This is a genomic window from Actinophytocola gossypii (assembly GCF_025165815.1).
Taxonomy (GTDB): Bacteria; Actinomycetota; Actinomycetes; order Mycobacteriales; family Pseudonocardiaceae; genus Actinophytocola; species Actinophytocola gossypii.
This window is the reverse complement of record NZ_JAFFZE010000025.1, coordinates 24,878-46,790: the sequence shown is the minus strand read 5'-3', so window position 1 is coordinate 46,790 and position 21,913 is coordinate 24,878. Positions and strand designations below refer to the sequence as shown.

Here is a 21,913-nt window from a genome sequence, read left to right as displayed (position 1 = left end):
GTCAGGCCTCGCCTTCGGTCGGGCCGTGCGGCTCCCACAGCCCCTCGTCGCGCCAGCCGGACGGCAGCAGGTGGTCCAGCGCGTCGTCCACGGTGACCGCGCCGAGCAGGTGGTCCGCGTCGTCCACGACCGGCGCGCACACCAGGTCGTAGGCGGCGAAGTACCGGGTGACGTCGGTCAGCGTCGCGGTCGGCGGCAGCCGGGCCAGCTCGGTGTCCAGCGCGCCGGCGACCAGCTCGCCCGGCGGTTCGCGCAGCAGCCGCTGCAGGTGCACGCAGCCCAGGTAACGCCCGGTCGGCGTGGCCGACGGCGGCCGGCAGACGAACACCATGCTCGCCAGCGCAGGGGTGATGTCCGGGTTGCGCACCATTGCCAGCGCCTGGGCGATCGTGGCGTCCGGGGACAGCACGATCGGCTCCGGCGTCATCAGCCCGCCCGCGGTGTCCGCCGAGTACGCCAGCAGCCGCCGGACCGGGTCGGACTCCTCGGCCTCCATCAGTTCCAGCAGCCGGTCCTTGTCGTCCTCGGGCAGCTCGCCGAGCAGGTCGGCGGCGTCGTCGGGGTCCATCGCGCCCAGGATGTCGGCCGCGCGCTCCTCGTCGAGATGGGCGAGCAGGTCCTTCTGGTCGTCCTCCGACAGCTCCTCGAACACGTCGGCCAGCCGCTCGTCGTCCAGGCCGTCGGCCACCTCGTAGCGGCGCTTGGCCGGCAGCTCGCGCAGCGCGGCGGCGACGTCGACCGCGCGCATGGAGTCGAACACGGCCAGCAGCTGCGCGGTGCCCTGCGGAAGCCGGGCCAGGTCGGTCACCCCGGGCCCGCGTACCTCCTCCCAGCGCAGCACCCGCACCGGTCCGCGCCGGCTCAGCCGCCCGAGCCGGCCGTTGCGGGACTGCACCGCGACCCGGCCGAGCAGCCAGTCGCGGGTGCGGGCCAGCTCCATGGCTGCGTCGACGACGACCGCGTTCGCACCGTCCTCGGTGATGGTGACGCGGGCGTCGAGCAGTTGGCCGACCACGAGGACCTCGTTGGGGCGCTGGGTGAACCGGCGCAGGTTGACCGAGCCGGTGGCGAGCGTCACGGCGGTGGCGTCGATCGAGGTCACCCGCAGCATCGGCACGAAGATCCGGCGTCGGGTGGCCAGCTCCACGACCGTGCCGAGCACTCGGGGCGGCTGGTGGTCGGGCCGCAGGGTGACCACGACGTCGCGGATCTTGCCGATCGACTCGCCGTCCGGCCCGTACACCGGCAGGCCGGTCAGCTGCGCGACGAACACCCTGTTCCCGGCACCCACGACGATCAGGCTATCCGTCCCGGCGCCCGCCCACCCGGCGTGGCCTTCGCGACACGAGCACGGCGACCGGACCGGACGCGCCCTAGGGTTACCGGCAAGTAGCCCAGGGTTGGAGGCAACGATGCGCTCACCGAAGGACTTCTTCGCGCCGCTCGCGGTCGGGGCGCCGGAACCGGTGCGGCAGATCCCGTTCCGCCCGTCCCGGATGATCCACTTCTTCGATCCGGGCAACGAGCGGATGGCCGCGAAGGTGCCCGAGATGGTGCCGAAGGCCGACGTGCTGCTCGGCAACCTCGAGGACGCGGTCGCCGCCGACCGCAAGGAGGCCGCCCGCGCCGGGCTGGTGCGCATCGCCCGCGAGGTCGACTTCGCCGACACCCAGCTGTGGACCAGGGTGAACAGCCTCGACTCGCCGTGGGTGCTGGACGACCTGATCACGCTGGTCACCGAGGTCGGTGACAAGCTCGACGTGATCATGGTGCCGAAGGTCGAGGGGCCGGAGGACATCCACTACGTCGACCGGCTGCTCGCCCAGCTCGAGGCCCGTGCCGGCCTGACCAGACCGCTGCTGGTGCACGCGATCCTGGAGACCGCGAGCGGGGTGGCGCGGGTCGAGGAGATCGCGCTGGCGAGCCCGAGGATGCAGGGCATCTCCCTCGGCCCGGCCGACCTGGCCGCGAGCAGGCGGATGAAGACCACCCGGGTCGGCGGCGGCCACCCCGGTTACCTCGTCCGCACCGATCCGGTGGGTGACGACCTTTCCGAGGGACGCGTCACCTATCAGCAGGACCTGTGGCACTACACGGTGTCACGGATGGTCGACGCCTGCGTCGCGGCCGGCATCCTGCCCTACTACGGCCCGTTCGGCGACATCCGGGACACGGTCGCCTGCGAGGACCAGTTCCGCAACGCCTACCTGCTCGGCTGCGTCGGCGCGTGGAGCCTGCACCCGGCACAGATCGCCATCGCCAGGAAGGTCTTCTCCCCGGACCCGGGCGAGGTGGCCTGGGCCCGCCGAGTGATCGCCGCGATGGGCGACGGCACCGGCGCCGTGATGCTCGACGGCAAGATGCAGGACGACGCCACCGTCAAGCAGTGCCAGGTCATCGCCACCCTCGCCGACGACCTCGCCGCCCGCGACCCGGAACTCGCCGCCGCCTACGAGGAGGCCAAGGCATGAGGCCCCGCCGCTCCGCCCTCTACCTGCCCGGCGCGAACGAGCGCGCACTGGAGAAGGCGAAGACACTGCCCGCCGACGCGCTGATCCTCGACCTCGAGGACGCCGTGGCCCCCGACGCCAAGCCGGCCGCCCGCGACCGCGTCCGCACCGCGGTGACGTCCGGTGACTACGGCGCTCACGAGGTCACCATCCGGGTGAACGCCGCCGGCACCCCCTGGCACGCCGACGACCTCCGCGCGGTCGCCGAAGCCCGCCCCGCCGCCGTGGTCGTGCCGAAGGTGGGATCGCCCGCCGAGGTACACGCGATCGAGGACGCCCTACCCGAGCCCATCGCGATCTGGGCCATGATCGAGACTCCGGCCGCGGTACTGCGCTGCGCGGAGATCGCGGCCGCGAGCGACCGGCTGACCGTCCTGGTGCTCGGCACGAACGACCTGGTCAACGAGCTGCGTGCCGGGCAGGTCCCCGGCCGAGCGCCCCTCCTCGGTGCGCTCTCGACCTGCGTCCTCGCCGCCCGCGCGACCGGCAAGGCGATCCTCGACGGCGTCTACAACGACGTCCGCGACCCGGACGGTTTCGCCGACGAGTGCCGGCAGGGCCGCGCGTTCGGCTTCGACGGCAAGACCCTGATCCACCCCGGCCAGCTCGCCCCGTGCAACGAGATCTTCGCCCCGTCCGCCGAGGACGTCGCCCACGCCAACCGGGTCATCGAAGCCTTCGACACCGCGATGTCCGAGGGTCGAGGCGTGGCCACCGTGGACGGCCGCATGATCGAGAACCTGCACGTGGACAACGCCCGCCGCGTACTGGCCCTGGCCGCAGCCGTGTCCAACGCGAGCCCAAACCCCAGTTGACGTGCCCGAACCCGTCGATGCCGAACAACGCGGGCGAGCATCCGTGCCCCCGTCACAGGCCGTCGCTCGCCGCCACGATCACGTGAACGCGCAGCCCCTCCCACGACCACCACGCAGGCGCGGCCCCGAGCGATCAGCACGAGACCGCGCCCGCTCCCACAGCACTGTTCGCCTCGCCCCAGCCCCTACACAAACCCCCACCCAGACCCAGGGGGCGTCCCGCCTTGCCAGTCTATCGGTCGAAGGTCACGGGGCTGGGTACGAAGATCGACATGTGGACAACTGGTCAGGTTGTGGACAAGTCAGGCCGGGTAGATGGCGGTCTCGGTGATGCTGGTCCAGTCGTTGCCGGTGTTGCCGAAGCCGACCACGAGCACGTACCGGGCGTTGGCGTCGGCCAGGTCGTAGGTCTCCGACCGCAACGTGGTGCCGCCGCTCCTGCCCGTGAACCTCGTCGTCCAGTCGGTTCCGTTGGTCGAGGTCCGGATCTGGAACGTGTGGTGCCGAGTGTCGCCCTTGTGCCACGCCAGGCGCACCGAGCCGACCTTCTTGACCGCGCCCAGGTCGTAGCCGATCCACACGCCGTCGCCCTCGTCGGACCAGCGGGTGTCGCGGTCGCCGTCCAGGGTGTTCTCCGGTTCGTTGCCGTCGTGGCCGCTCGCGGCCACCGTGGCGACCGGTAGCGGGCCGGCCGCGGGCGGGGCCGGGTTCTCGACCGGCGGGGGCTGCGGGGCCGGGTTCTCGACCGGCGGCGGGGCCGGAGCGTCGCTGGTCGGCGCCGGGGCACTGCTGGTCGGCGGGGCCGGAGCATCGCTCGGCGGCGGCTGCGGGGCGCTGCCGTTCAGCGTCACGTTGTGGATGATGGTCTCGCCGTAGTTGCTCTCGTCGCACGGGCTCGAGTTCGAGCAGTTGGCCTGCGTGTACGCGCCCGCCTTGAAGTAGCCGGTGCTGAAGTCCACCTTCAGGGTGGCCGCGGGCTGGCCGTTGTAGAACGCGTTGATCGTGCCGTCGGACACCTCGAACCGCACCTGGAACCGCGTGTTCAGCTGGAAGTCGTCGGTCACCAGCTGGTAGTTCGCGTCGTCTCCGTTGGTGACGTACAGGTTCGTGCCCTCCACCCGGAACACCGACACGTCGTCGTCACCGCCGTGGATCTGGCCGACGACCAGGTGTTGCTTGTCGTTGGGGAGGTGGGTGACGGTCTGGTCGATGGTCATGCTGTGCGTCCCGTCGGAGGACGACCAGGACGCCTCCTCACCGCCGTTCATCTCGCGCAGCTCGGAACGCGGGTAGTTGGAGCCGCCGGTGGTCACCCCGTTCACCGCGGACCGGAACCGGACGCCGTCGCAGGCGGGGTTCGGCACGAACCACGGGTCCACCCGGTAGCCGTCCAGCTCCGGCTGGGTGACCTCGTCCGGGCTCTCCTCCTCGCCGATCGGCAGCTGGATCTTCCAGTTGCTCAGGTCGAGCACCTGGGACGGCAGGTCACAGGCCGCGGCTCCCGCGCGCATGGCCTGGATCACCTGCCCCTCCGGCGCGCCGTCCTCGGTCGCCGGGGCCTGCTGGGACTGGGTGGCCAGGAGCGACACCCCGACCAGTGCACCCGTCACGACCACGCCGGTGGCTACGAACACTCCAACCCGTTTCATGCCCGTCATGGTGGTGACCGCCGTGGTCGAGTGGATACCCGTTGTCGCCTTCCTGCCACCTCCCCGTACGCAGCGGAAAGATGCCGTGACAATACGCGAAGGTTGCGGTGATATAACGCACAGATAACGGCGATTCCTTGGCGTTTGGCCACCTCTTCGGGTGAGAGTGTGGCCATGGCAAAGCACCGGATCAGCAAGGAGGGGCGAAGAGGCCTGTTCGGCCGCGCCTCCCGTGATGACCTGTTCGAGCGGAGCTTCAAGTCCTGCGACCACTGTGGCCAGGACGTCTACGTGCTCGCCAATGACTGCCGCGGCTGCGGCACCCGCGTGGAGGCCCGCGTCGGCTGAACCGTGCAAGCGAGTGGCGCCGCCCACCTTCGGCCCGCACCAGGACGTCGACCACGTGATACTGGCCGGTAACCAGTTGTCCGTGACTCCGCCGAGGGAGCGCCCGCCATGGCCCGCCTTGCCCAGACCGCCGGACTGACCGACATCCAGCAGGAGATCCTCGCGACGGTCCGCGACTTCGTGGACAAGGAGATCATCCCGCACGCCCAGCACCTGGAGCACGACGACGCCTACCCCCAGGACATCGTCGACGGGATGCGGGAGATGGGCCTGTTCGGCCTCACCATCCCGGAGGAGTACGGCGGGCTCGGCGAGTCCCTGCTCACCTACGCGCTGGTGGTCGAGCAGATAGCCCGGGGCTGGATGAGCGTCTCCGGCGTGATCAACACCCACTTCATCGTGGCGCACATGGTCCGCCACCACGGCACCGACGCGCAGAAGCGCGACCTGCTGCCGAGGATGGTGACCGGCGAGGTCCGCGGCTCGTTCTCCATGTCCGAGCCCGACCTCGGCTCCGACGTCGCGGCGATCAAGACCAGGGCGCGGCGCGACGGGGACGACTACGTGGTCGACGGCGCGAAGATGTGGCTCACCAACGGCGGCAGCTCGAACCTGATCGCCCTGCTGGTGAAGACCGACGAGGGCGCGGCGAAGGCGCACCAGAACCTGACCGCGTTCCTGGTCGAGAAGCCGGCGGGTTTCGGCGAGGTCGCGCCCGGCCTGACCATCCCCGGCAAGATCGACAAGATGGGTTACAAGGGCGTCGACACCACCGAGGCGGTGTTCGACGGCTACCGGATCGGCGCGGACAAGGTCCTCGGCGAGGCTCCCGGCAAGGGCTTCGCGCAGATGATGGACGGTGTCGAGGTCGGCCGGGTGAACGTCGCCGCCCGCGCGTGCGGCATCGCGATCCGCGCGTTCGAGCTCGCCGTCGACTACGCCCAGCAGCGGCACACGTTCGGCAAGCCGATCGCCGAGCACCAGGCGGTCGCGTTCAAGCTCGCGGAGATGGCGACCAAGGTCGAGGCCGCGCACCTGATGATGGTGAACGCCGCCCGGCTCAAGGACTCCGGCGCGCGCAACGACGTCGAGGCCGGCATGGCGAAGCTGATCGCGTCCGAGTACTGCGTCGAGGTGACCCAGGAGAGCTTCCGGATCCACGGCGGCTACGGGTACTCCAAGGAGTACGAGATCGAGCGGCTGATGCGCGAGGCCCCGTTCCTGCTGATCGGCGAGGGCACCAGCGAGATCCAGAAGACCATCATCAGCCGGGGCCTGCTGCGCGAATACCGCACGAAGTCCTGATCCGAACTTGTACCGTCCTCGCGGTGCACCTTCTCACCACGGCCCAGCGGGACCGGATGCGGCACCTGGTCCGGCGCAGCCCCGCGTTCGTCGGCATGCGGATCGTCGTCCACGACGACCACGTCGAGGTCACCCAGCCAGAGCAGCTCGTGCTCGGGTACGAGTCGCTGTCGGCGATCCTCGCCGCCGCGCCGTCCGGGCAGTGGCCGGACCTGGTCGACGACTACCTGCGGATGGTGATCGCCGCCGGCACCGAGGACCGGTCCGACCTGGAGGGGCCGACCGAGGACGTGCTGCCGCGCACCTACGCGCGCGTCGTCCCGACCGACCCCGACGTGTCGGCCATCGCGTCGTACGCCGACGAGCTCGTGCCCGGCCTGCAGCGGGTGCTGGCCTTCGACCTGCCCGACGCGATCGCGGTCATGCGCGACGAGGACGTGGCCCGGCACGGGATCGACCTGCTCTACGACGCCGGCACGCAGAACCTGACCACCCAGCTCCCGGACCAGTACCGGGAGAAGGACGGCGTGTACTTCCTGCAGGGCTCGGAGTACGTCGCCTCCCTGGTGCTGATCATCCCGTGGGTGATCGAGGCCGTCACCGGCATGACCGAGACGCCGCACGGCGCGCTGGTCGCCCTGCCGGCCCGCGACCAGCTGATCTTCCACGTCATCGGCCCGGGCGGCACCGAGGGGGTGCTGGCGGCGCTGGACCAGGTCGGACAGCTCGTCGCCGAGTGCCACGCGGAGAGCCCGCACCAGCTCAGTTCGCGGGTGTACTGGTGGCGGCCGCTCCCGGTGGGCGGGCTGGAGACCGTCGGGCACCACAACGGTGCCGGCATGGTCACCTACTACTCGGACGACTTCGAGGACGTGCTCTTCGACGTGGCCATGGACGACCGCTGACCCCGCGGTATTAGCGGCGCGTGTCGGTTGTTGGCAGGATGGTGTCAACTGCAGAACGAGGTGAGCAACGGTGACCGGTGCGTTCTCCGGCGCGGGACGAGGGAGTCAGGGTCTTCCCAAGGTGCCGACGCCTCCGTCGGGCTGGCCGATCGGGTCCTACAACACCTACAAGGAGGCCCACCGGGCCGTCGAGTACCTGGCCGGCAACGAGTTCCCCGTGCAGGAGGTCACGATCGTCGGGGTCGACCTGATGCTCGTCGAGCGGGTCATCGGGCGGCTGAGCTGGCCGAAGGTGCTCGGCACCGGGGCGCTGTCCGGCGCCTGGTTCGGCCTGTTCGTCGGCCTGCTGCTCGGGTTGTTCAGCCCCGAACCGATGTCGTTCGCGCCGATCCTGGTCGGGCTCGGGGCCGGGGTCGTGTTCGGGCTGGTGTTCGCCGCGGTCGGCTACGCCACCACCCGCAGCGCCGGACGGGAGATCGCCTCGGCCAGCCAGCTCGTCGCCGGCCGGTACGATGTCCTGGCCCAACCGAGGAACGCCGAAAAGGGCCGTGACCTGCTGGCGAAGCTCGCGATGCGCCCCCGTACGGACTGACTTCTCCCGCGTTACACGCCTTGTCTGAATCGTTGTGCGAGTCGCTTGCGGCCCGTGATCATGAGGCCTAGGTTCATTGCACCGACGCATCAGGTGTGGCGTATCACACGCGTTCCCGAGGCACGTCGAGGTGCGGCTGTCCACGACGCTCCCCTCCCGTGCCGCGCGGGAGGGAAGGCAGGATTTTGATGGGCAGTACCCGGACGGGCGGCCGAAGCGGGGTCCGGTGGCGTGCCGCCGCCGCGACCTGTGCCGCGCTCGTCGCCGCGCCGACCATCGCGGCCTGCGGGTCCGAGGACGGCATACAGATCAACGTGTACTACGCGCCGGAGCAGAACTTCCAGAGCGTCATCGACAAGTGCAACGAGCAGGCGGGCGACCGCTACGAGATCGTCTACCGCACGTTGCCCCGGGACGCCGACGGCCAGCGCGAGCAGATGGTGCGGCGCCTCGCCGCCGAGGACTCCGACCTCGACATCCTCGGGCTGGACGTCACGTGGGTGCCGGAGTTCGCCGAGGCGCAGTGGCTCGAGGAGTGGACCGGGGAGAACCGGTCCGACGCGGAGGCGGGCGTGCTGGAGGGGCCCCTGTCGACCGCCATGTGGGAGGGCAAGCTCTACGCGGCCACCAAGAACACCAACGTCCAGTTGCTCTGGTACGACGAGCGCGTCACCCCGGAACCACCGGAGACGTGGCGCGAGATGATCGACATGGCCAAGGACCTCAAGTCGCGCGGTGAGCCGTACGAGATCCTGTTCACCGGCGCGCAGTACGAGGGCCTGGTGGTCACCTACAACACCCTCGTCTCCTCCGCCGGCGGGAAGATCCTGTCCGACGACGGCACCGAGGTCGTCATGGACCAGGGCGCCATCGACGCGCTGGAGCTGCTCAAGGAGGTCGCCAGCTCGGGCATCACCGACCCGTCGCTGACCAACGCGCAGGAGCAGCAGGTCCAGCAGGCGTTCGAGGCGCCGGACAGCAACTCGGCGTTCGAGCTGAACTGGCCGTACGTCTACGCCGCCATCCAGGAGGCGAACCCGGAGCGCGCCGAGCACCTCGCGTGGGCCCGCTACCCGGGCATCGACGGTCCCAGCCGGGTCACCGTCGGCGGGTACAACCTCGCGGTGAGCGAGTACTCGCAGCACAAGCCGGAGGCGTTCGAGGCCGCGCTGTGCCTGCGCAGCCCGGAGAGCCAGAAGTTCTCCGCCATCAAGGACGGCGTGCCGCCGACCATCGAGTCGGTCTACACCGACGAGACCCCGCTCGACCCGGACCAGCCGGAGGACGCGGCGAACAACCCGAGCATGGCGACCGCGTACCCGATGAAGGAGGTCATCCTCGAGGAGCTCGAGGACGCCGCGGTGCGGCCGCTGACGCCGGTGTACCAGAACCTGTCCACGATCACCGCGAAGGTGCTGTCCCCGCCGGCGGAGATCGACGTCGAGGAGACCGCGCAGGAACTGCGTGACGGCTTGCAGAAGGCACTCGAATCGAAGGGAGTGCTGCCGTGAGTCAGCAGACTGTCGAGAGTGGACCGGCGGCGACGCCGGCGGAACCGGCGCCGCGCAAGGGAAAGCCGGCGCTGAGCGAGGGCAAGCGGGCCGAGCGCCGGCTCGGCTGGCTGCTCTGCGCGCCGGCCGCGATCGTGATGCTCGCGGTGACCGGCTGGCCGATCATCTACTCGGTGTGGCTGTCGCTGCAGCGCTACGACCTGCGGTTCCCGGACCAGCGGGAGTTCGTCGGCCTGGAGAACTACGTCGCCGTGCTGTCCGACGGCTACTGGTGGACCGCGTTCGGGGTGACCGTGCTGCTCACCGTGGTGTCGGTGGCGATCGAGCTGGTGCTGGGCATGCTGCTGGCGCTGGTGATGCACCGGACGCTGGTCGGCCGGGGTCTGGTGCGCACGGTGTCGCTGATCCCGTACGGGATCGTGACCGTGGTCGCCGCGTTCTCCTGGTTCTACGCGTGGAACGCCGACACCGGCTACCTCGCCGACATGTTCGGGGCGCAGGCGCCGCTGACCGAGCAGATCCCGTCGTTGCTCATCATCATCCTCGCCGAGGTGTGGAAGACCACGCCGTTCATGGCGCTGCTGCTGATGGCCGGGCTCGCGCTGGTGCCGGACGACCTGCTCAAGGCCGCGTCGATGGACGGCGCGACCGCGTGGCAGCGGTTCACCAAGGTGATGCTGCCGGTGATGAAGCCGGCGATCCTGGTGGCGCTGCTGTTCCGGACGCTGGACGCGTTCCGGATCTTCGACAACATCTTCGTGCTCACCAAGGGCGCGAACGACACGTCGTCGGTGTCCATGATCACCTACAACAACCTGATCAAGGGGTTGAACCTGGGGATCGGGTCCACCATGTCGGTGTTGATCTTCATCGCGGTGGCGATCATCGCGTTCATCTTCGTCAAGCTCTTCGGTGCCTCAGCGCCCGGTAGCGACCAGGAAGGAAGGCGCTGATGGCCGTCATCGGAGGCAGTACCACGGGCCGCAAGGCCAGGTGGACGTTCGTCGACATCGCGGTCGTGGCCTACGCGCTGATCCCGGTGCTGTGGACCATGTCGCTGTCGTTCAAGACCGCGGAAGCCCAGACCGACAAGAACTTCTTCCCCAGCGAGTGGACGTTCGACAACTACAAGGCGATCTTCACCACCGACCAGTTCGTCCGGGCACTGGTGAACTCGATCGGGATCGCGCTGATCGCCACGCTCATCGCCGTGGTGCTCGGCACGATGGCCGCCTACGCCATCGCCCGGCTCGACTTCCCCGGCAAGCAGGCGCTGGTCGGGGTGTCGCTGCTGATCGCGATGTTCCCGCAGGTGTCGCTGGTGTCGCCGCTGTTCGAGATGGAGCGCCAGCTCGGGCTGTTCGACACCTGGCCGGGCCTGATCCTGCCCTACATCACCTTCGCGCTGCCGCTGGCGATCTACACGCTGTCGGCCTTCTTCCGCGAGATCCCGTGGGAGCTGGAGAAGGCGGCGAAGATGGACGGGGCGACGCCGGCGCAGGCGTTCCGGCGGGTGATCGCGCCGCTGGCCGCGCCGGGCGTGTTCACCACCGCGATCCTGGTGTTCATCTTCTGCTGGAACGACTTCCTGTTCGCCATCTCGCTGACGTCCACCGAGGCGTCGCGGACGGTGCCGGCGGCGTTGGCGTTCTTCACCGGGGCGTCCCAGTTCGAGGCCCCGGTCGGGTCGATCTCCGCGGCCGCCGTGGTGATCACGATCCCGATCATCGTGTTCGTGTTGTTCTTCCAGCGCCGCATCGTCGCGGGGCTGACGTCCGGTGCCGTGAAGGGCTGAGCAAATGGCAGAAATCATCCTCGACAAGGTGACCAAGCGGTACCCAGACGGTGCCCTCGCGGTGTCCGAGGCGGACATCCAGATCGCGGACGGCGAGTTCATCATCCTGGTGGGCCCGTCCGGCTGCGGGAAGTCGACGATGCTGAACATGATCGCCGGGCTGGAGGACATCTCCTCCGGCGAGCTGCGTATCGACGGCCAGCGGGTGAACGAGAAGGCGCCCAAGGACCGGGACATCGCGATGGTGTTCCAGTCCTACGCGCTGTACCCGCACATGAGCGTCCGGGAGAACATGGCGTTCCCGCTGCGGCTGGCCAAGGTGGACGACGCGACCGTGAAGTCCAAGGTGGACGAGGCGGCGAAGATCCTGGATCTCACGCAGCACCTGGAGCGCAAGCCGGCGAACCTGTCCGGCGGGCAGCGTCAACGGGTCGCGATGGGACGGGCGATCGTCCGCAACCCCAAGGCGTTCCTGATGGACGAGCCACTGTCCAACCTGGACGCCAAGCTCCGGGTGCAGATGCGCACGTCGGTGTCGAAGCTGCAGAAGCAGCTCGCCACGACGACGGTGTACGTCACCCACGATCAGACCGAGGCGATGACCCTCGGCGACCGGGTCGTGGTGCTGCGCGGCGGGTTGGTGCAGCAGGTCGGCTCGCCGCAGTTCCTGTACGACAACCCGGCGAACCTGTTCGTGGCCGGGTTCATCGGCTCGCCCGCGATGAACTTCCTGCCCGGCACGCTGGAGAACGGCCAGCTGTCCACCGGCCTCGGCACGCTCGCGCTGTCGGACCGGGTGCGCACGCTCGCGGAGGAGGCGAAGGCCCCGCGCGAGGTGATCGCCGGTGTCCGGCCGGAGCACTTCGAGGACGCGAAGCTGATGGACGAGTCCGCGAAGGCCGGCGGCACCACGTTCACCGCGACGGTGGACGTGCTGGAGTCGATGGGCTCGGACAAGTTCGCCTACTTCACCGTGGAGGGCGAGACGGCGACGTCCCAGGAGCTGGCCGAGCTGGCGGCGGACTCGGGTTCGACCGAGACCGGTGACAGCGGTGCGCAGCTGGTGACGCGGCTGTCCGCGGCCTCGACCGCGGTGGAGGGCCAGCCCGCCGACGTGTGGTTCGACGCGGACAAGGTGCAGCTGTTCGACCCGTCGTCGGGGAAGAACCTGACCTACGCCGGCTGAGTCGACGGTTTCCGCCCGCCACGCCTACCCGGGCGTGGCGGGCGTTTCCGTGTCCAGCAGGGCGGTGAGCCCGTAGTGCGCGTAGCCGCCCGGGGTCGGGCTGTAGAGCAGCTGTGCGTCGACGAGTTCTTCGAGTGCCTGCCCGACCAGCGTTTCCGGCCACCCGGTCAGGTCCGCCACCGCGGCCGGGGTCAGTTCGGTGGCGTGCTGGAGGCGCGGCAGGAGCTCGGCGGCCGTCTGCTCGGCCTCGGTCCCGCCGCGTGCGAGCTGGTCGACGCTGACCCGGAGGCCGCCGAGCACGTCGGCGAGTTCGGTGCGCCTGCGGCCGGGATCGGTGAGCAGTTCCACCCAGGCGGCCAGTGACCAGTGCGGCCGGCTCGCCGCGCGGGTGGCGATGGTGCGCAGCGCGAGCGGGTTGTTCGCGCACAGCTCGGCGAGTTCGGCCGCGGCCTCGGGCTCCCCGTCCACCTTCCTCGGCCCGACGATGCGCCCCAGCAGGTCGACGGACTCCTTGGTGGACAACGCGTCGACGTGCAGGTGAACGGTGCCGTCCGGCCCCGCGACGGGACGCCGGCTGGTGACGATGGCCGCGCAGCCGTCTTCGTCCGGGATCGCGGGAAGCACCTGGGACGCGCTGGTCGCGTTGTCCAGCACCACGAGCACCCGACGACCCCGCAACCGCGCCCGGTACGCCCGGACCGCCGCTTCCGCGGAGCCGGGCGACGAGTGCGGGCTGCCCAGCAAGGCCGTCAGAACGGCGGCGGGAGTGGCCGGGGCGCCGGGCTGGTTGCCGGCCAGGTCCACGTACAGGGTGCCGTCCGGGAAGCGGGCGGCCAGCTCGTGCGCGAACTGGGCGGCGAGGGTGGACTTGCCGACGCCGGCGGGGCCGTGCACGAAGAAGACCACCGGCCCGGGCGCCGCGAAGCGTTCGCGCAGTTCGGTGAGTTCGGCGTCCCGCCCGGTGAACGTCGCCAGCCGCGGCGGCGGATCGGCGGCCGGGCGCTCGGCCGGCGCGTTGACCCGGATGAACGGCACCGACAGGGTCAGGTCCTCGCGGAGGATCGACTCCTGCAGGCGGCGCAGCTCCGGCCCGGGCTCCACCCCCAGCTCGGCGATCATCCGAGCGCGGATGTGCTGGTAGTGCGTGAGCGCCTCGGCCGAGCGTCTGGTGCGGTAGAGGGAGATCATCAGCTGGCGGCAGAGGCGTTCGCGGAGCGGGTAGGTGTTGGTGAGGGCGGTCAGCTCGGGGATCAGCCGCGCGTGCCAGCCCAGGCGCAGGCCGACCTCGAAGCTCTCCTCGAGGGCGCCGAGGTACAGCTCCTCCAGCCGCGGGGCGTGCACCAGCCGCATCGGCACGTCGCCCAGATCGGCCAGCGGGCTCCCGCGCCAGAGATGGAGAGCCTCGTCGAACAGCTGCGCGGCCCGGACCGGGTTGGGGGAGGCGACGGTACGTGCCTGTTCCACCAGCCCGGCGAACCGACTCGCGTCGACCTGGTCCGGTAGCACGGCCAACCGGTAGCCCGGAGCCACGGTCTCCAGCACCGGCTCGGGCAGCACGCGCCGCAGCCGCTGAACGTAGTTGCGAATGGTGACCTGCGCCGTATGCGGCGGCTGCGGCCCCCACAACTGATCGACGATCGAGTCGACCGACACGGTGTGTCCCGGGCGGACCAACAGGGTGGCGAGCACGGCCCGCTGCATCGGCGCGGTGACCGGCACGTGTGCTCCGTCGTGCCACACCTCGAGCGGGCCGAGGATCCGGAAGTCCACCCGGCGCTCCTTCTCGCGTTCGGCTTCCGACGCTACCAAGCCGCGACCGCGCCGCTACGGCTCCGGGCCACTCCGGTCGTCCGGGGTCAGTGACGCGAGGCGGTGCGGAACAGGCGACGCTCCGCGGAGTGTGGCGTCGCCCGGGACGTGGCCTCCGGATGGTGGCGGGCCAGGAGGAGCACGCCGACGACGGCTGTCAGGGCACCCGCCACCAGGCCCAGGCCGATCCAGCCACCCGCTTCCTCGGTCTCGTCGAGCAGGCCGATGGCGATCGCGGTGGCGACCATGGGGCTCAGGACCGTTTGGCAGCCGACCACGACGTCCGGGGGTCCGCTGGCGTAGGCGAGCTGGATGAACCACGAACCGACCGCGAACGTGGCCACCAAACCCGTCGCCGACAGCGGGGAGACGCCGGCGAAACCCGAGGTCTGGAACGTGTACGTCACGTCCCGGACCAGGATCGACACCAGGCCGTACGCGGCACCCGCGCCGGTGGCGAGCACCACGCAGCGCACGATGCCGCTGCGCAGCGCACCGACGATCCCGAACAGCAGCACCACCCCACCCACCAGCTGGCAGGCCAGCAGGATCGACGAGTCGGGAAACGCCACCGCGGTCGCCGGACCGGACGCCAGGGCCACGAACACCGCGACGCCCAGGGTGCTCGCCACGACCGCGATCGTGGCGGGGGTGTCGAGCCTGGTGCCGGACGCCCGCGCGTTGAGCAGCGCCACCGCCGGCAGCGCGAGCACCACGATCGGCGCCACCACGGTCACCGGGGCCAGCGCCAGCGCCAGGATCTGCAGGATCGCGCACGCGGTCAGCACGCCGACGCCCAGCAGCCACTTGCGGTTGTGCACCAGCCGGCCGATCCCACGCAGGCCGAGGTCGCGGTCCTTCGTCTCGGTCTGGACGCCCTGGTGCTGGAGCTGCGCGCCGATCGCACTGCACAACGCACCGAGCACGGCGAACGTAATGGCGAGCGCGACCATCAGGTGACCTCGGCTCTCACTGGCCGCGGACGGTCACGGGCGTCGTAGGGCGGGTGGGACGGGTCGGGCAGTAGCAAGGCGCCCCGCAGGCGGCCTACTGCGCGGGCCTTCCTCACCAGGATCTCAAGTCCGTCCAGCGCGCGCCGCACGAAACCCGGGACACCCGGAACGCCGTCACCAACCCCGCCCATCGCTCCCCAACCGGTTCGCCTCGTGACCGGTCAACGTCCGAGACCGGCAACAGATTCCCGCACCGGAGCTGAGAGGGGCCTCAGTATGCCCAGATCTGCACCCCCCGGACCACGTACGGCGCGGCCGGCACGAACGTGCCGCCGCCGGGATAGGTGTCGAACTCGCCCTCGGTGGCGCAGCCACGCCCCTGGTAGACGGTGACCGGACGGGTCGACCGGTTGACGAACGACCGCGCGTCGAACCCGTCCGGCAACGGCGCGCACTCGCCGGGGTTCGTGTTCTCCAGCGCCACCCGGTACACGTCGCCCTCGTAGTGCTCGGCCGGCCAGAGACAGAACTCTCCCCGTTCGCACGGTCTCCGGGTTTCGGGCTCGGCTCCGGCCACTCCGGCCGCGCCGACGAGCGCGGCGACGACGGCGGCGATTCCGAGTGCCCGCAGGACGGTGCTCCACATCGTGCTTTCCTTTCCTCGAAGTGTCGGCCCTGTTGGCCGGCTGCTTCGAGGATCGTGGGAAGGCGCGAGGGGAGCCAACCAGTTGTCCACAGGCAGTGCGGGAGGGGGAGTTGTCCACAGATCGGCGGGACGGGCTTGCTATCTGCGCTTCGTCTCCTGGATCGTGTTGATCACGTCGTCGTCCCAGCGGTGGCTGCGGATCAGCCGGTAGCGCTCGCACGCCACCGACATGTACGCCTTCGCCTCGGTCTGGGTCTCGATCAGCGCCGCCTGCCGCAGCATCCGCACCACCGGCACGAACTCCTCCTCGTACCAGCGCCGCGCCACCGTCGCCCGGTCCAGGAAAACGCCCTCGTCCTGCATCAGCCGGAAGCCCCACGCCTCGACGGCCTCCGCGAGTTCGCCGTAGTTCTCCGGCTCGGTCAGCATGATCGCCCGGCGCGCGTCGCCGGTCAGCGGAACCCGCTCCAGGAAGATCCGCCGGTAGTCCTTGACCAGCAGGTCGCCCCGGTAGCGCACGCCCTCGGGGGACAGCCGGGTCAGCACCTCGGTGACGAAGGCGTCGATCGTCCGCAGGCCGAGCGCGAGCGCGACCGACACCCGGTGGTGCCCGTCCAGCACGAAGTGCATGTCACCCACTCGATATACCTCGATCGGGGGAATGGACTCGCCGCGGCGTTGCGCCAGCGCCAGCCGCTGCCACCGCTCCCGGACCTGCCCGGAGGTCGGCCGGAACCGGCGGTCGAACTCGCGGTCGCGGTCCACGCTGCCGACGATCGAGTCCAGCGCGATCACCTCGAGGCCGAGCCGTCGTTCGCCCGCGCGGCCGAGCGCGGCCACCACCTCGTCGAACGGCAGCATGATGTTCACGTCGTCCGGCGCGCGCCGCATCCACCCGGCCAGCCGGGACAGCACCTGCTGGCGGCGGGCGCGCAGGAAGTCGTTCTCCGCGTCCGCGCGCGGGAACCCGGTGTCACGGTTCATCGTCGCCTCCTCCCGGCAGTTCCAGGATCCGGTGCCCGACGGTGTTCACGATCCGAGTGTCGCCGAGCACGCGGTCGGGCACCGGCTGGCCGTGCGGATGGATGTGCCCGTGCAGCATCAGGCCGGGCCGCATCCGCTCGATCGCGGTACGCAGGCAGGCGAAGCCGCGGTGCGGCGGGTCGTCCCGGTCACCGAGGTCGAGCGGTGGGGAATGGGTGAGCAGCACGTCCACCCGCCGGCCGTCGCGGCGCGCGCGCCGGGCCGCCGACCGTGTCACCTTCGCCGCGCGCCGGGCCTGCTGCCGCTCGGTCCACTGGTTCGGGCCGTCGTTGTACCGGATCGAACCGCCCAGCCCGGCGATCCGCACACCCGCCACGTCGACCACCCGGCCGTCCGCGTTCACCCAGCCCGCCGGGCCCGGGTACTCCGCCGGCAGCCCGTCCCGCACCGACAACCCCCGCGAGCGGGAGTAGCCGGACAGGTCGACGTCGTGGTTGCCCGGCACGAACACACACGGCCGGTCCAGCGCGTCGGACAGGTGCTCGAGGTAGTCGAACGGCAGGTCGCCGGCCGCGAGCACCAGGTCGACGTCGCCGGCCCGCTTGTGGATCCAGTCGGTCCACAACGAGTCGACGATCTCGTCCGCGACGGTGAGCACCTTGCGCACACCGGCAAGCGTACGGCCCGATCGGACGCGGCCAATGGCAGCGCATACAGGCGTCCACTCGGGCTAGTGCCGTTGCCAGGCGTCACCCATTACCCTCAGGTACGACTGTCGGGGATGCAGAGGGAGCGCTGACACGAATGGTGGGGCAGACGAGCGACTCCAGTGACTACTACGTCAGCGGCGGAGTCAACTGGGCCGGCTTCACCCTCGCCGAGCTGGTGGCGATGGTCGACAACCAGGCGAGCGTGCCGCAGCTCGAACGTCTCGCACAGGACTGGCGGGAGACCGGCGAGGGCGTGGTCGCCGCGTCCGACTACCTCGCCGACGCGCTCGACGACCTGATGAACTACTGGACCGGCACCTCGGCGGACAAGGCCAGGCACGTCGTCGCGCTCAACGCCCAGTGGGTGTCCGACCTCGGCACCACCGCACGCGAGATGTCCGGTCCGATCGAGGAGGCCGCCGGCGCGCTAAAGGCCGCCCAGGAGGCGATGCCCCCGCTCCCCACCGACACCCCGGCCGAGACAGCCGCGTTCGTCCCCGGCGCCGCGCCGCGGGCCGCCGCCGACATGTCGCAGCTGACCGGCAGCCCGCTCGGCGCAGCCATCGCGGCGTCGGCGGAGGGCACCAGCAGCGGGCTGACCGCCCAGGCGCGGCAGGAGGAGCTCAAGCGGATCGCGGTGGAGACCATGCAGCGGTTCGAGACCGCCGCGGTCGGCATCGACCGCACCACGCCGCGGTTCCTCGGGCAGGACACCGAGCTGCGGCCCGACCCGGACGACGTCGAGGTGGAGCCGAGCGAGTCGGTCTGGATCAGCACGATCAGCCAGACCTCCGGCGTCGACCTGCGCTGGCAGCTGCTCACCGGCGTGACCGACCCGAGCAGCGGCGCCCCGTACCCGGGCGGCGGCTTCACCGGCGGCTTCGACGGCAGCGGTGGCTACGGCTCGTACGGCAGCGGCGGCCTCGGCGGGACGGGATCGGGCGGCGGCGTCGGGGTCGGCGCGCTCCCGATGAGCCCGGGGAGCGGCCGGACCGGCCTGCGCACCGGCGGCCGGCCCGAGCTGGGCGGGTTGCCCGGCCGGGGGATGCCGACCAGTCCGGCCGGCGCGGTGATCGGCGGCCCGGGCGGCGGCTCGGCCGGCGGGCACTACGGTCCGATGGCCGCGCCGATGGGAGCCGGAATGGGTATGGGCAACGCGACCCAGCCGCACCGCAGAAGGTTCCCCTTCGACGCCGACGACCCGTTCGACACCGGGCAGAAGGCGTCGCCACCGGTGATCGGCCTCTGACCAGCTGAGCCGCAGCGCGGGACCAAGGGAGCGTCATGGAGCAGGAGCAGCTCACCCAGGCCACGGTGCCGCCGCCACCGATGCCGGAGGCGATGCCGACGGCGATGGCGGCTCCGGCCGAGCCGTCCGAGCCGTCCTACGGCTGGGCCGTGGACACCGACCGGGTACGCGCGTTCGCCGACGCGGTCACCAGGGCGCGGTCGTACCTGGACGCCGTGCAGATGAAGGTGGAGCGGATGCAGGGCGCGGAGCTCACTCCGCAGCTCGGCACGAGCCCGGTGGGCCAGCAGCTGGCCAAGAAGTTCGACGACCGGCTCAACTCCGCGTACGGCCTGCGGGCGATGCTCGAGGAGGCCATGCGCCGGATGCAGACCTTCGTGGCGAGCGCGGAGGCGGCGGCGCGGTCGTACGAGGAGATGGACGAGACCGCGCGGGCGTCCTACGACGGCATCCTCCCGGACGTCGGGGGGCTGTTGACGGACGTGGTCAGCGAGATCGGATCGGGCCTGGGACTGGGCGGCTCCCCGGACAAGCCGGACAAGCCCGACTCACCGGACTCCCCGGACTCCTCGGACGCGCCGGATTCCCCGGACTCCCCGGACTCCGCCGAGGAGCCGGAGAAGGACGACTACCGGTACGACGACTACGGCAGGTACGGCGACGACGACCACGATTGGGACCACGATTGGGACCACGACTGGGACGACGACCATCGTGATGATCATGGCCACGGCGATCATCACGACGACAACGACGAGGACCACCACGACGACCACGACGGTGGCCATGGCGACCACGACGGCGGCCACGGGAACGGCCAGGACGGTGGCCACGAGGGCGGCCACGAGTCCGGTCACGAGGGCGGCCAGGACGGCGGCCACGGGAACGGCCAGGACGGCGACCACGACGGCGGCCAGGACGACAAGCCGGGCGAGGGCCACGAGGACCGGCCGCACGACGGCCACGGTGGCCAGGACGGTGGCCAGGACGGTGGCCAGGACGGTGGCCACGACCAGAGCCACGACCAGGGCCGTGGCACAGGACCGGGCGGCGACGGCGACGATCCACCGGGCGAACACCCGGACGAGGGCCAGAACCCCGGCGAGAACCACGGCCCGTGGCCGGGTGAGGACCCGGACGAGCGCCCGGACCAGCGGCCCGACGAGAGTCAAGCCGGCGGCGAGCCAGGGGGCCAGCCCGGCAACGAGCGCTCCGGCGACCGCGACCAGGAGTCCGAGCTGGGACGTGCCACCGAAGGCCAGCCCGCGTAGATGTCCATCAGCGCTCGTTCCGCGGTGCCGTTGACCGTGGCCGAGGTCGACCTGCTCTGCGCGACCGCCGACTCCTCGCCGCCCTACCCCCTCCGCGTCCCCACCCACGGCACGAGCGTCGCCGAGCGGCGGGTCGTGCTCCGTCAGGCCGGCGAGCAGCTCGCCGCCCGCGGCCTCGCCGACGAACGCGGCCCGTTGGGCGTCGCCGAGGCCTTCGCCTACCTGCTGCAGGACTCCGCGCGGGTTCTCGACCTGCTCCTGTCCACCGGCACCGACGTGCTCGCCGTCGTCCTCCTCGCCCGGCGGGACCTGGCCGTCCTCGTCACCCAGCGGCTGACCGGCGACGACGACACCGTCGCCATGGCCGAGCTTCCCCTCGACGACGCCGTGGACGAGCTGATCGCCGTCGTCCCCCCGCGCGAGGCCGCGTTGACCTCCCCGTTCTCCCTCCCCACCGGGCTGCTCGGCCGCGTCTACCAGGACGCCCGCCGCCGCCCCACCGCGTGGGACGAACTGCTCGCCGCGCACGGCGTCACCGACCGGCTCGCCCGCCGGCTCGTCACCCACCTCCAGCCCGTCGTCGGCAACGGGCAGGCCGGCCTCGCCACCCGAGGTGGCTACGCCAACGCCTGGCAGCGCGCCGGCGACGAAATCCGTTGGCTGGACACCGAACGCGGCCGCCTCCAGCTCGTCGCCGGCGAGGACGCCGAGTGGACCAGCGTCAACCCGATGCACGCCGCCGACCTCGCCACCGCCCTGCGCCGCCTGGCCGGAGCGCTCCGCGCCTGAGGAAACTTCCCCTGCCCGCGCAGGACCGCCGTCCCTAACGCCGAATCCGTGCAGCACGACCGCTACGTCACCGGCGGCGTCCACTGCGCCGGTTACCCCCTCGACACCCTGATCGTCATGGTCGTCGAGCACGCCGACCCGGCCCAGCTCGACGCGCTCGCCGACGAGTGGACCCACCGCGCCAGCTCCCTCACCCGCCTCGCCGAGGACCTGCGCCACTCGCTCGCGACCCTGACCGGGTACTGGTCCGGCTCCCCCGCCGACCGCGCGGTGCTGGCGGTCGAGGACGCCGTGACCAGGATCGACGAGCTCGCCGCCACCGCTGGCCAGACGGCCGAGCCGGTCCAGGACGCCGGCGGCGCCCTGCAGTCCGCGCGCACCACGATGCCCGGCGTGCCGGCGCTCGACCTGCTCGTCACCGCGAGCGCGGCCGCCGCGGCCGGGCTGGTGACCGGCGGCGGCCTCGGCGCGGCCATCGGCGCCCTGACCAGCGGCCACCCAGGACCTCGCCGGCCCCGACCGGGTGCTGCGGATGGGCGCGGCCGACGACCTCACGACCCTGGTTCCCCGGTTGGACGCGCCGACGACCGCGCCGTCGCACCTGCCCCGGCGCGCGCTCGACGGCGAAGAGGAGGTCGACGACCGGGTCGCCCGACGGATGGTCTCGCTGCTCGGGTCCGTGCTCGGCAACGGCCAGGCCGGCAACGCCCGCCGCGACGACTCCTCGGCCCAGTGGCGGCGGGACGGCGACGAGCTGCGCTGGCTCGACACCGGACACGGCCGGCTGCGGCTGACCGCCGACGCGGACTGGGTCAGCGTGAACCCGCTGCCCCACGCCGCCCTCCGCGCCGAACTCCGGCGACTGGCGGCGCGGAGCCGCTGAGCC

Annotated in this window: 21 protein-coding genes and 1 pseudogene; 15 read left to right on the top strand and 7 right to left on the bottom strand. The window is 71.2% G+C overall.

Annotated features, from left to right (window positions below; translation table 11 throughout):
• Window position 1: 1 nt before the first annotated feature.
• A complete protein-coding gene (locus JT362_RS30535) occupies window positions 2-1,291 on the bottom strand; it encodes a magnesium transporter MgtE N-terminal domain-containing protein (RefSeq protein ID WP_260195310.1) in 1,290 nt (429 codons plus the stop codon).
• Window positions 1,292-1,412: 121 nt separating this feature from the next.
• On the opposite strand from JT362_RS30535, the gene JT362_RS30530 reads away from it, so the two are divergent.
• The gene (locus JT362_RS30530; RefSeq protein ID WP_260195309.1) at window positions 1,413-2,471 is read left to right on the top strand and encodes an HpcH/HpaI aldolase/citrate lyase family protein; all 1,059 of its coding nucleotides are present in this window, start codon (window positions 1,413-1,415) and stop codon (window positions 2,469-2,471) included.
• Window positions 2,468-3,325 carry an HpcH/HpaI aldolase/citrate lyase family protein gene (locus JT362_RS30525; RefSeq protein ID WP_260195308.1) on the top strand — a complete coding sequence of 286 codons (858 nt, stop codon included), beginning with the start codon at window positions 2,468-2,470 and terminating at the stop codon, window positions 3,323-3,325. Before JT362_RS30530 ends, JT362_RS30525 begins: the two co-directional genes overlap by 4 nt.
• 302 nt (window positions 3,326-3,627) lie before the next feature.
• On the opposite strand, the gene JT362_RS30520 is transcribed toward JT362_RS30525, so the two are convergent.
• Complete coding sequence (locus JT362_RS30520) at window positions 3,628-4,974, bottom strand: polysaccharide lyase family 7 protein (RefSeq protein ID WP_260195307.1); 1,347 nt, start codon at window positions 4,972-4,974, stop codon at window positions 3,628-3,630.
• 174 nt (window positions 4,975-5,148) lie between these two features.
• On the opposite strand from JT362_RS30520, the gene JT362_RS30515 reads away from it, so the two are divergent.
• From JT362_RS30515 to JT362_RS30480, 8 genes are all read left to right on the top strand, one after another.
• Entirely contained in the window at window positions 5,149-5,322 is a 174-nt protein-coding gene (locus JT362_RS30515) for a hypothetical protein (RefSeq protein ID WP_260195306.1), read from the top strand.
• 108 nt (window positions 5,323-5,430) lie between these two features.
• Window positions 5,431-6,627, top strand: a complete 1,197-nt coding sequence (locus tag JT362_RS30510; protein ID WP_260195305.1) for an acyl-CoA dehydrogenase family protein — start codon at window positions 5,431-5,433, stop codon at window positions 6,625-6,627.
• Window positions 6,628-6,650: 23 nt separating this feature from the next.
• Window positions 6,651-7,532: a DUF1444 domain-containing protein gene (locus JT362_RS30505; protein WP_260195304.1), complete on the top strand. Its 882-nt coding sequence runs from the start codon at window positions 6,651-6,653 to the stop codon at window positions 7,530-7,532.
• A gap of 70 nt (window positions 7,533-7,602) precedes the next feature.
• Complete coding sequence (locus JT362_RS30500) at window positions 7,603-8,124, top strand: YflT domain-containing protein (RefSeq protein ID WP_260195303.1); 522 nt, start codon at window positions 7,603-7,605, stop codon at window positions 8,122-8,124.
• Window positions 8,125-8,312: 188 nt separating this feature from the next.
• Window positions 8,313-9,635: an ABC transporter substrate-binding protein gene (locus JT362_RS30495; RefSeq protein ID WP_260195302.1), complete on the top strand. Its 1,323-nt coding sequence runs from the start codon at window positions 8,313-8,315 to the stop codon at window positions 9,633-9,635.
• On the top strand, window positions 9,632-10,588 hold the full coding sequence (locus JT362_RS30490) for a carbohydrate ABC transporter permease (protein ID WP_311202770.1): 957 nt from the start codon (window positions 9,632-9,634) through the stop codon (window positions 10,586-10,588). The genes JT362_RS30495 and JT362_RS30490 overlap by 4 nt, the downstream gene beginning before the upstream one ends.
• Window positions 10,588-11,430: a carbohydrate ABC transporter permease gene (locus JT362_RS30485; RefSeq protein ID WP_260195301.1), complete on the top strand. Its 843-nt coding sequence runs from the start codon at window positions 10,588-10,590 to the stop codon at window positions 11,428-11,430. The genes JT362_RS30490 and JT362_RS30485 overlap by 1 nt, the downstream gene beginning before the upstream one ends.
• Before the next feature lie 4 nt (window positions 11,431-11,434).
• Window positions 11,435-12,616, top strand: a complete 1,182-nt coding sequence (locus tag JT362_RS30480) for an ABC transporter ATP-binding protein (protein WP_260195300.1) — start codon at window positions 11,435-11,437, stop codon at window positions 12,614-12,616.
• Between the two features lie 24 nt (window positions 12,617-12,640).
• Here JT362_RS30480 and JT362_RS30475 read toward each other — a convergent pair whose 3' ends face one another.
• The 5 genes from JT362_RS30475 to JT362_RS30455 form a co-directional block, all read right to left on the bottom strand.
• Window positions 12,641-14,386, bottom strand: a complete 1,746-nt coding sequence (locus JT362_RS30475) for an AfsR/SARP family transcriptional regulator (protein ID WP_260195299.1) — start codon at window positions 14,384-14,386, stop codon at window positions 12,641-12,643.
• Window positions 14,387-14,472: 86 nt separating this feature from the next.
• Window positions 14,473-15,378 carry a DMT family transporter gene (locus tag JT362_RS30470; RefSeq protein ID WP_260195298.1) on the bottom strand — a complete coding sequence of 302 codons (906 nt, stop codon included), beginning with the start codon at window positions 15,376-15,378 and terminating at the stop codon, window positions 14,473-14,475.
• Between the two features lie 271 nt (window positions 15,379-15,649).
• Complete coding sequence (locus tag JT362_RS30465; RefSeq protein ID WP_260195297.1) at window positions 15,650-16,024, bottom strand: peptidase inhibitor family I36 protein; 375 nt, start codon at window positions 16,022-16,024, stop codon at window positions 15,650-15,652.
• A gap of 138 nt (window positions 16,025-16,162) precedes the next feature.
• Window positions 16,163-17,008 carry a ParB N-terminal domain-containing protein gene (locus JT362_RS30460; protein WP_260195296.1) on the bottom strand — a complete coding sequence of 282 codons (846 nt, stop codon included), beginning with the start codon at window positions 17,006-17,008 and terminating at the stop codon, window positions 16,163-16,165.
• Window positions 16,998-17,675, bottom strand: a complete 678-nt coding sequence (locus JT362_RS30455; protein ID WP_260195295.1) for a metallophosphoesterase family protein — start codon at window positions 17,673-17,675, stop codon at window positions 16,998-17,000. Before JT362_RS30455 ends, JT362_RS30460 begins: the two co-directional genes overlap by 11 nt.
• Window positions 17,676-17,812: 137 nt before the next feature.
• Between JT362_RS30455 and JT362_RS30450 the strand changes: the two genes are divergently transcribed.
• The 5 genes and pseudogenes from JT362_RS30450 to JT362_RS30430 all read left to right on the top strand — a co-directional run bounded on the left by JT362_RS30450 (window position 17,813) and on the right by JT362_RS30430 (window position 21,910).
• Window positions 17,813-18,967, top strand: coding sequence for a hypothetical protein (locus JT362_RS30450; protein WP_260195294.1), 1,155 nt, complete (start codon window positions 17,813-17,815; stop codon window positions 18,965-18,967).
• Between the two features lie 35 nt (window positions 18,968-19,002).
• A complete protein-coding gene (locus JT362_RS30445; protein WP_260195293.1) occupies window positions 19,003-20,238 on the top strand; it encodes a hypothetical protein in 1,236 nt (411 codons plus the stop codon).
• A complete protein-coding gene (locus tag JT362_RS30440) occupies window positions 20,239-21,027 on the top strand; it encodes an ESX secretion-associated protein EspG (RefSeq protein WP_260195292.1) in 789 nt (262 codons plus the stop codon).
• Window positions 21,028-21,144: 117 nt separating this feature from the next.
• Window positions 21,145-21,441 (top strand): annotated as a pseudogene (locus tag JT362_RS35785) (WXG100 family type VII secretion target); the annotation flags it as partial.
• Between the two features lie 118 nt (window positions 21,442-21,559).
• The gene (locus JT362_RS30430; protein ID WP_260195290.1) at window positions 21,560-21,910 is read left to right on the top strand and encodes an ESX secretion-associated protein EspG; all 351 of its coding nucleotides are present in this window, start codon (window positions 21,560-21,562) and stop codon (window positions 21,908-21,910) included.
• Window positions 21,911-21,913: the final 3 nt, after the last annotated feature.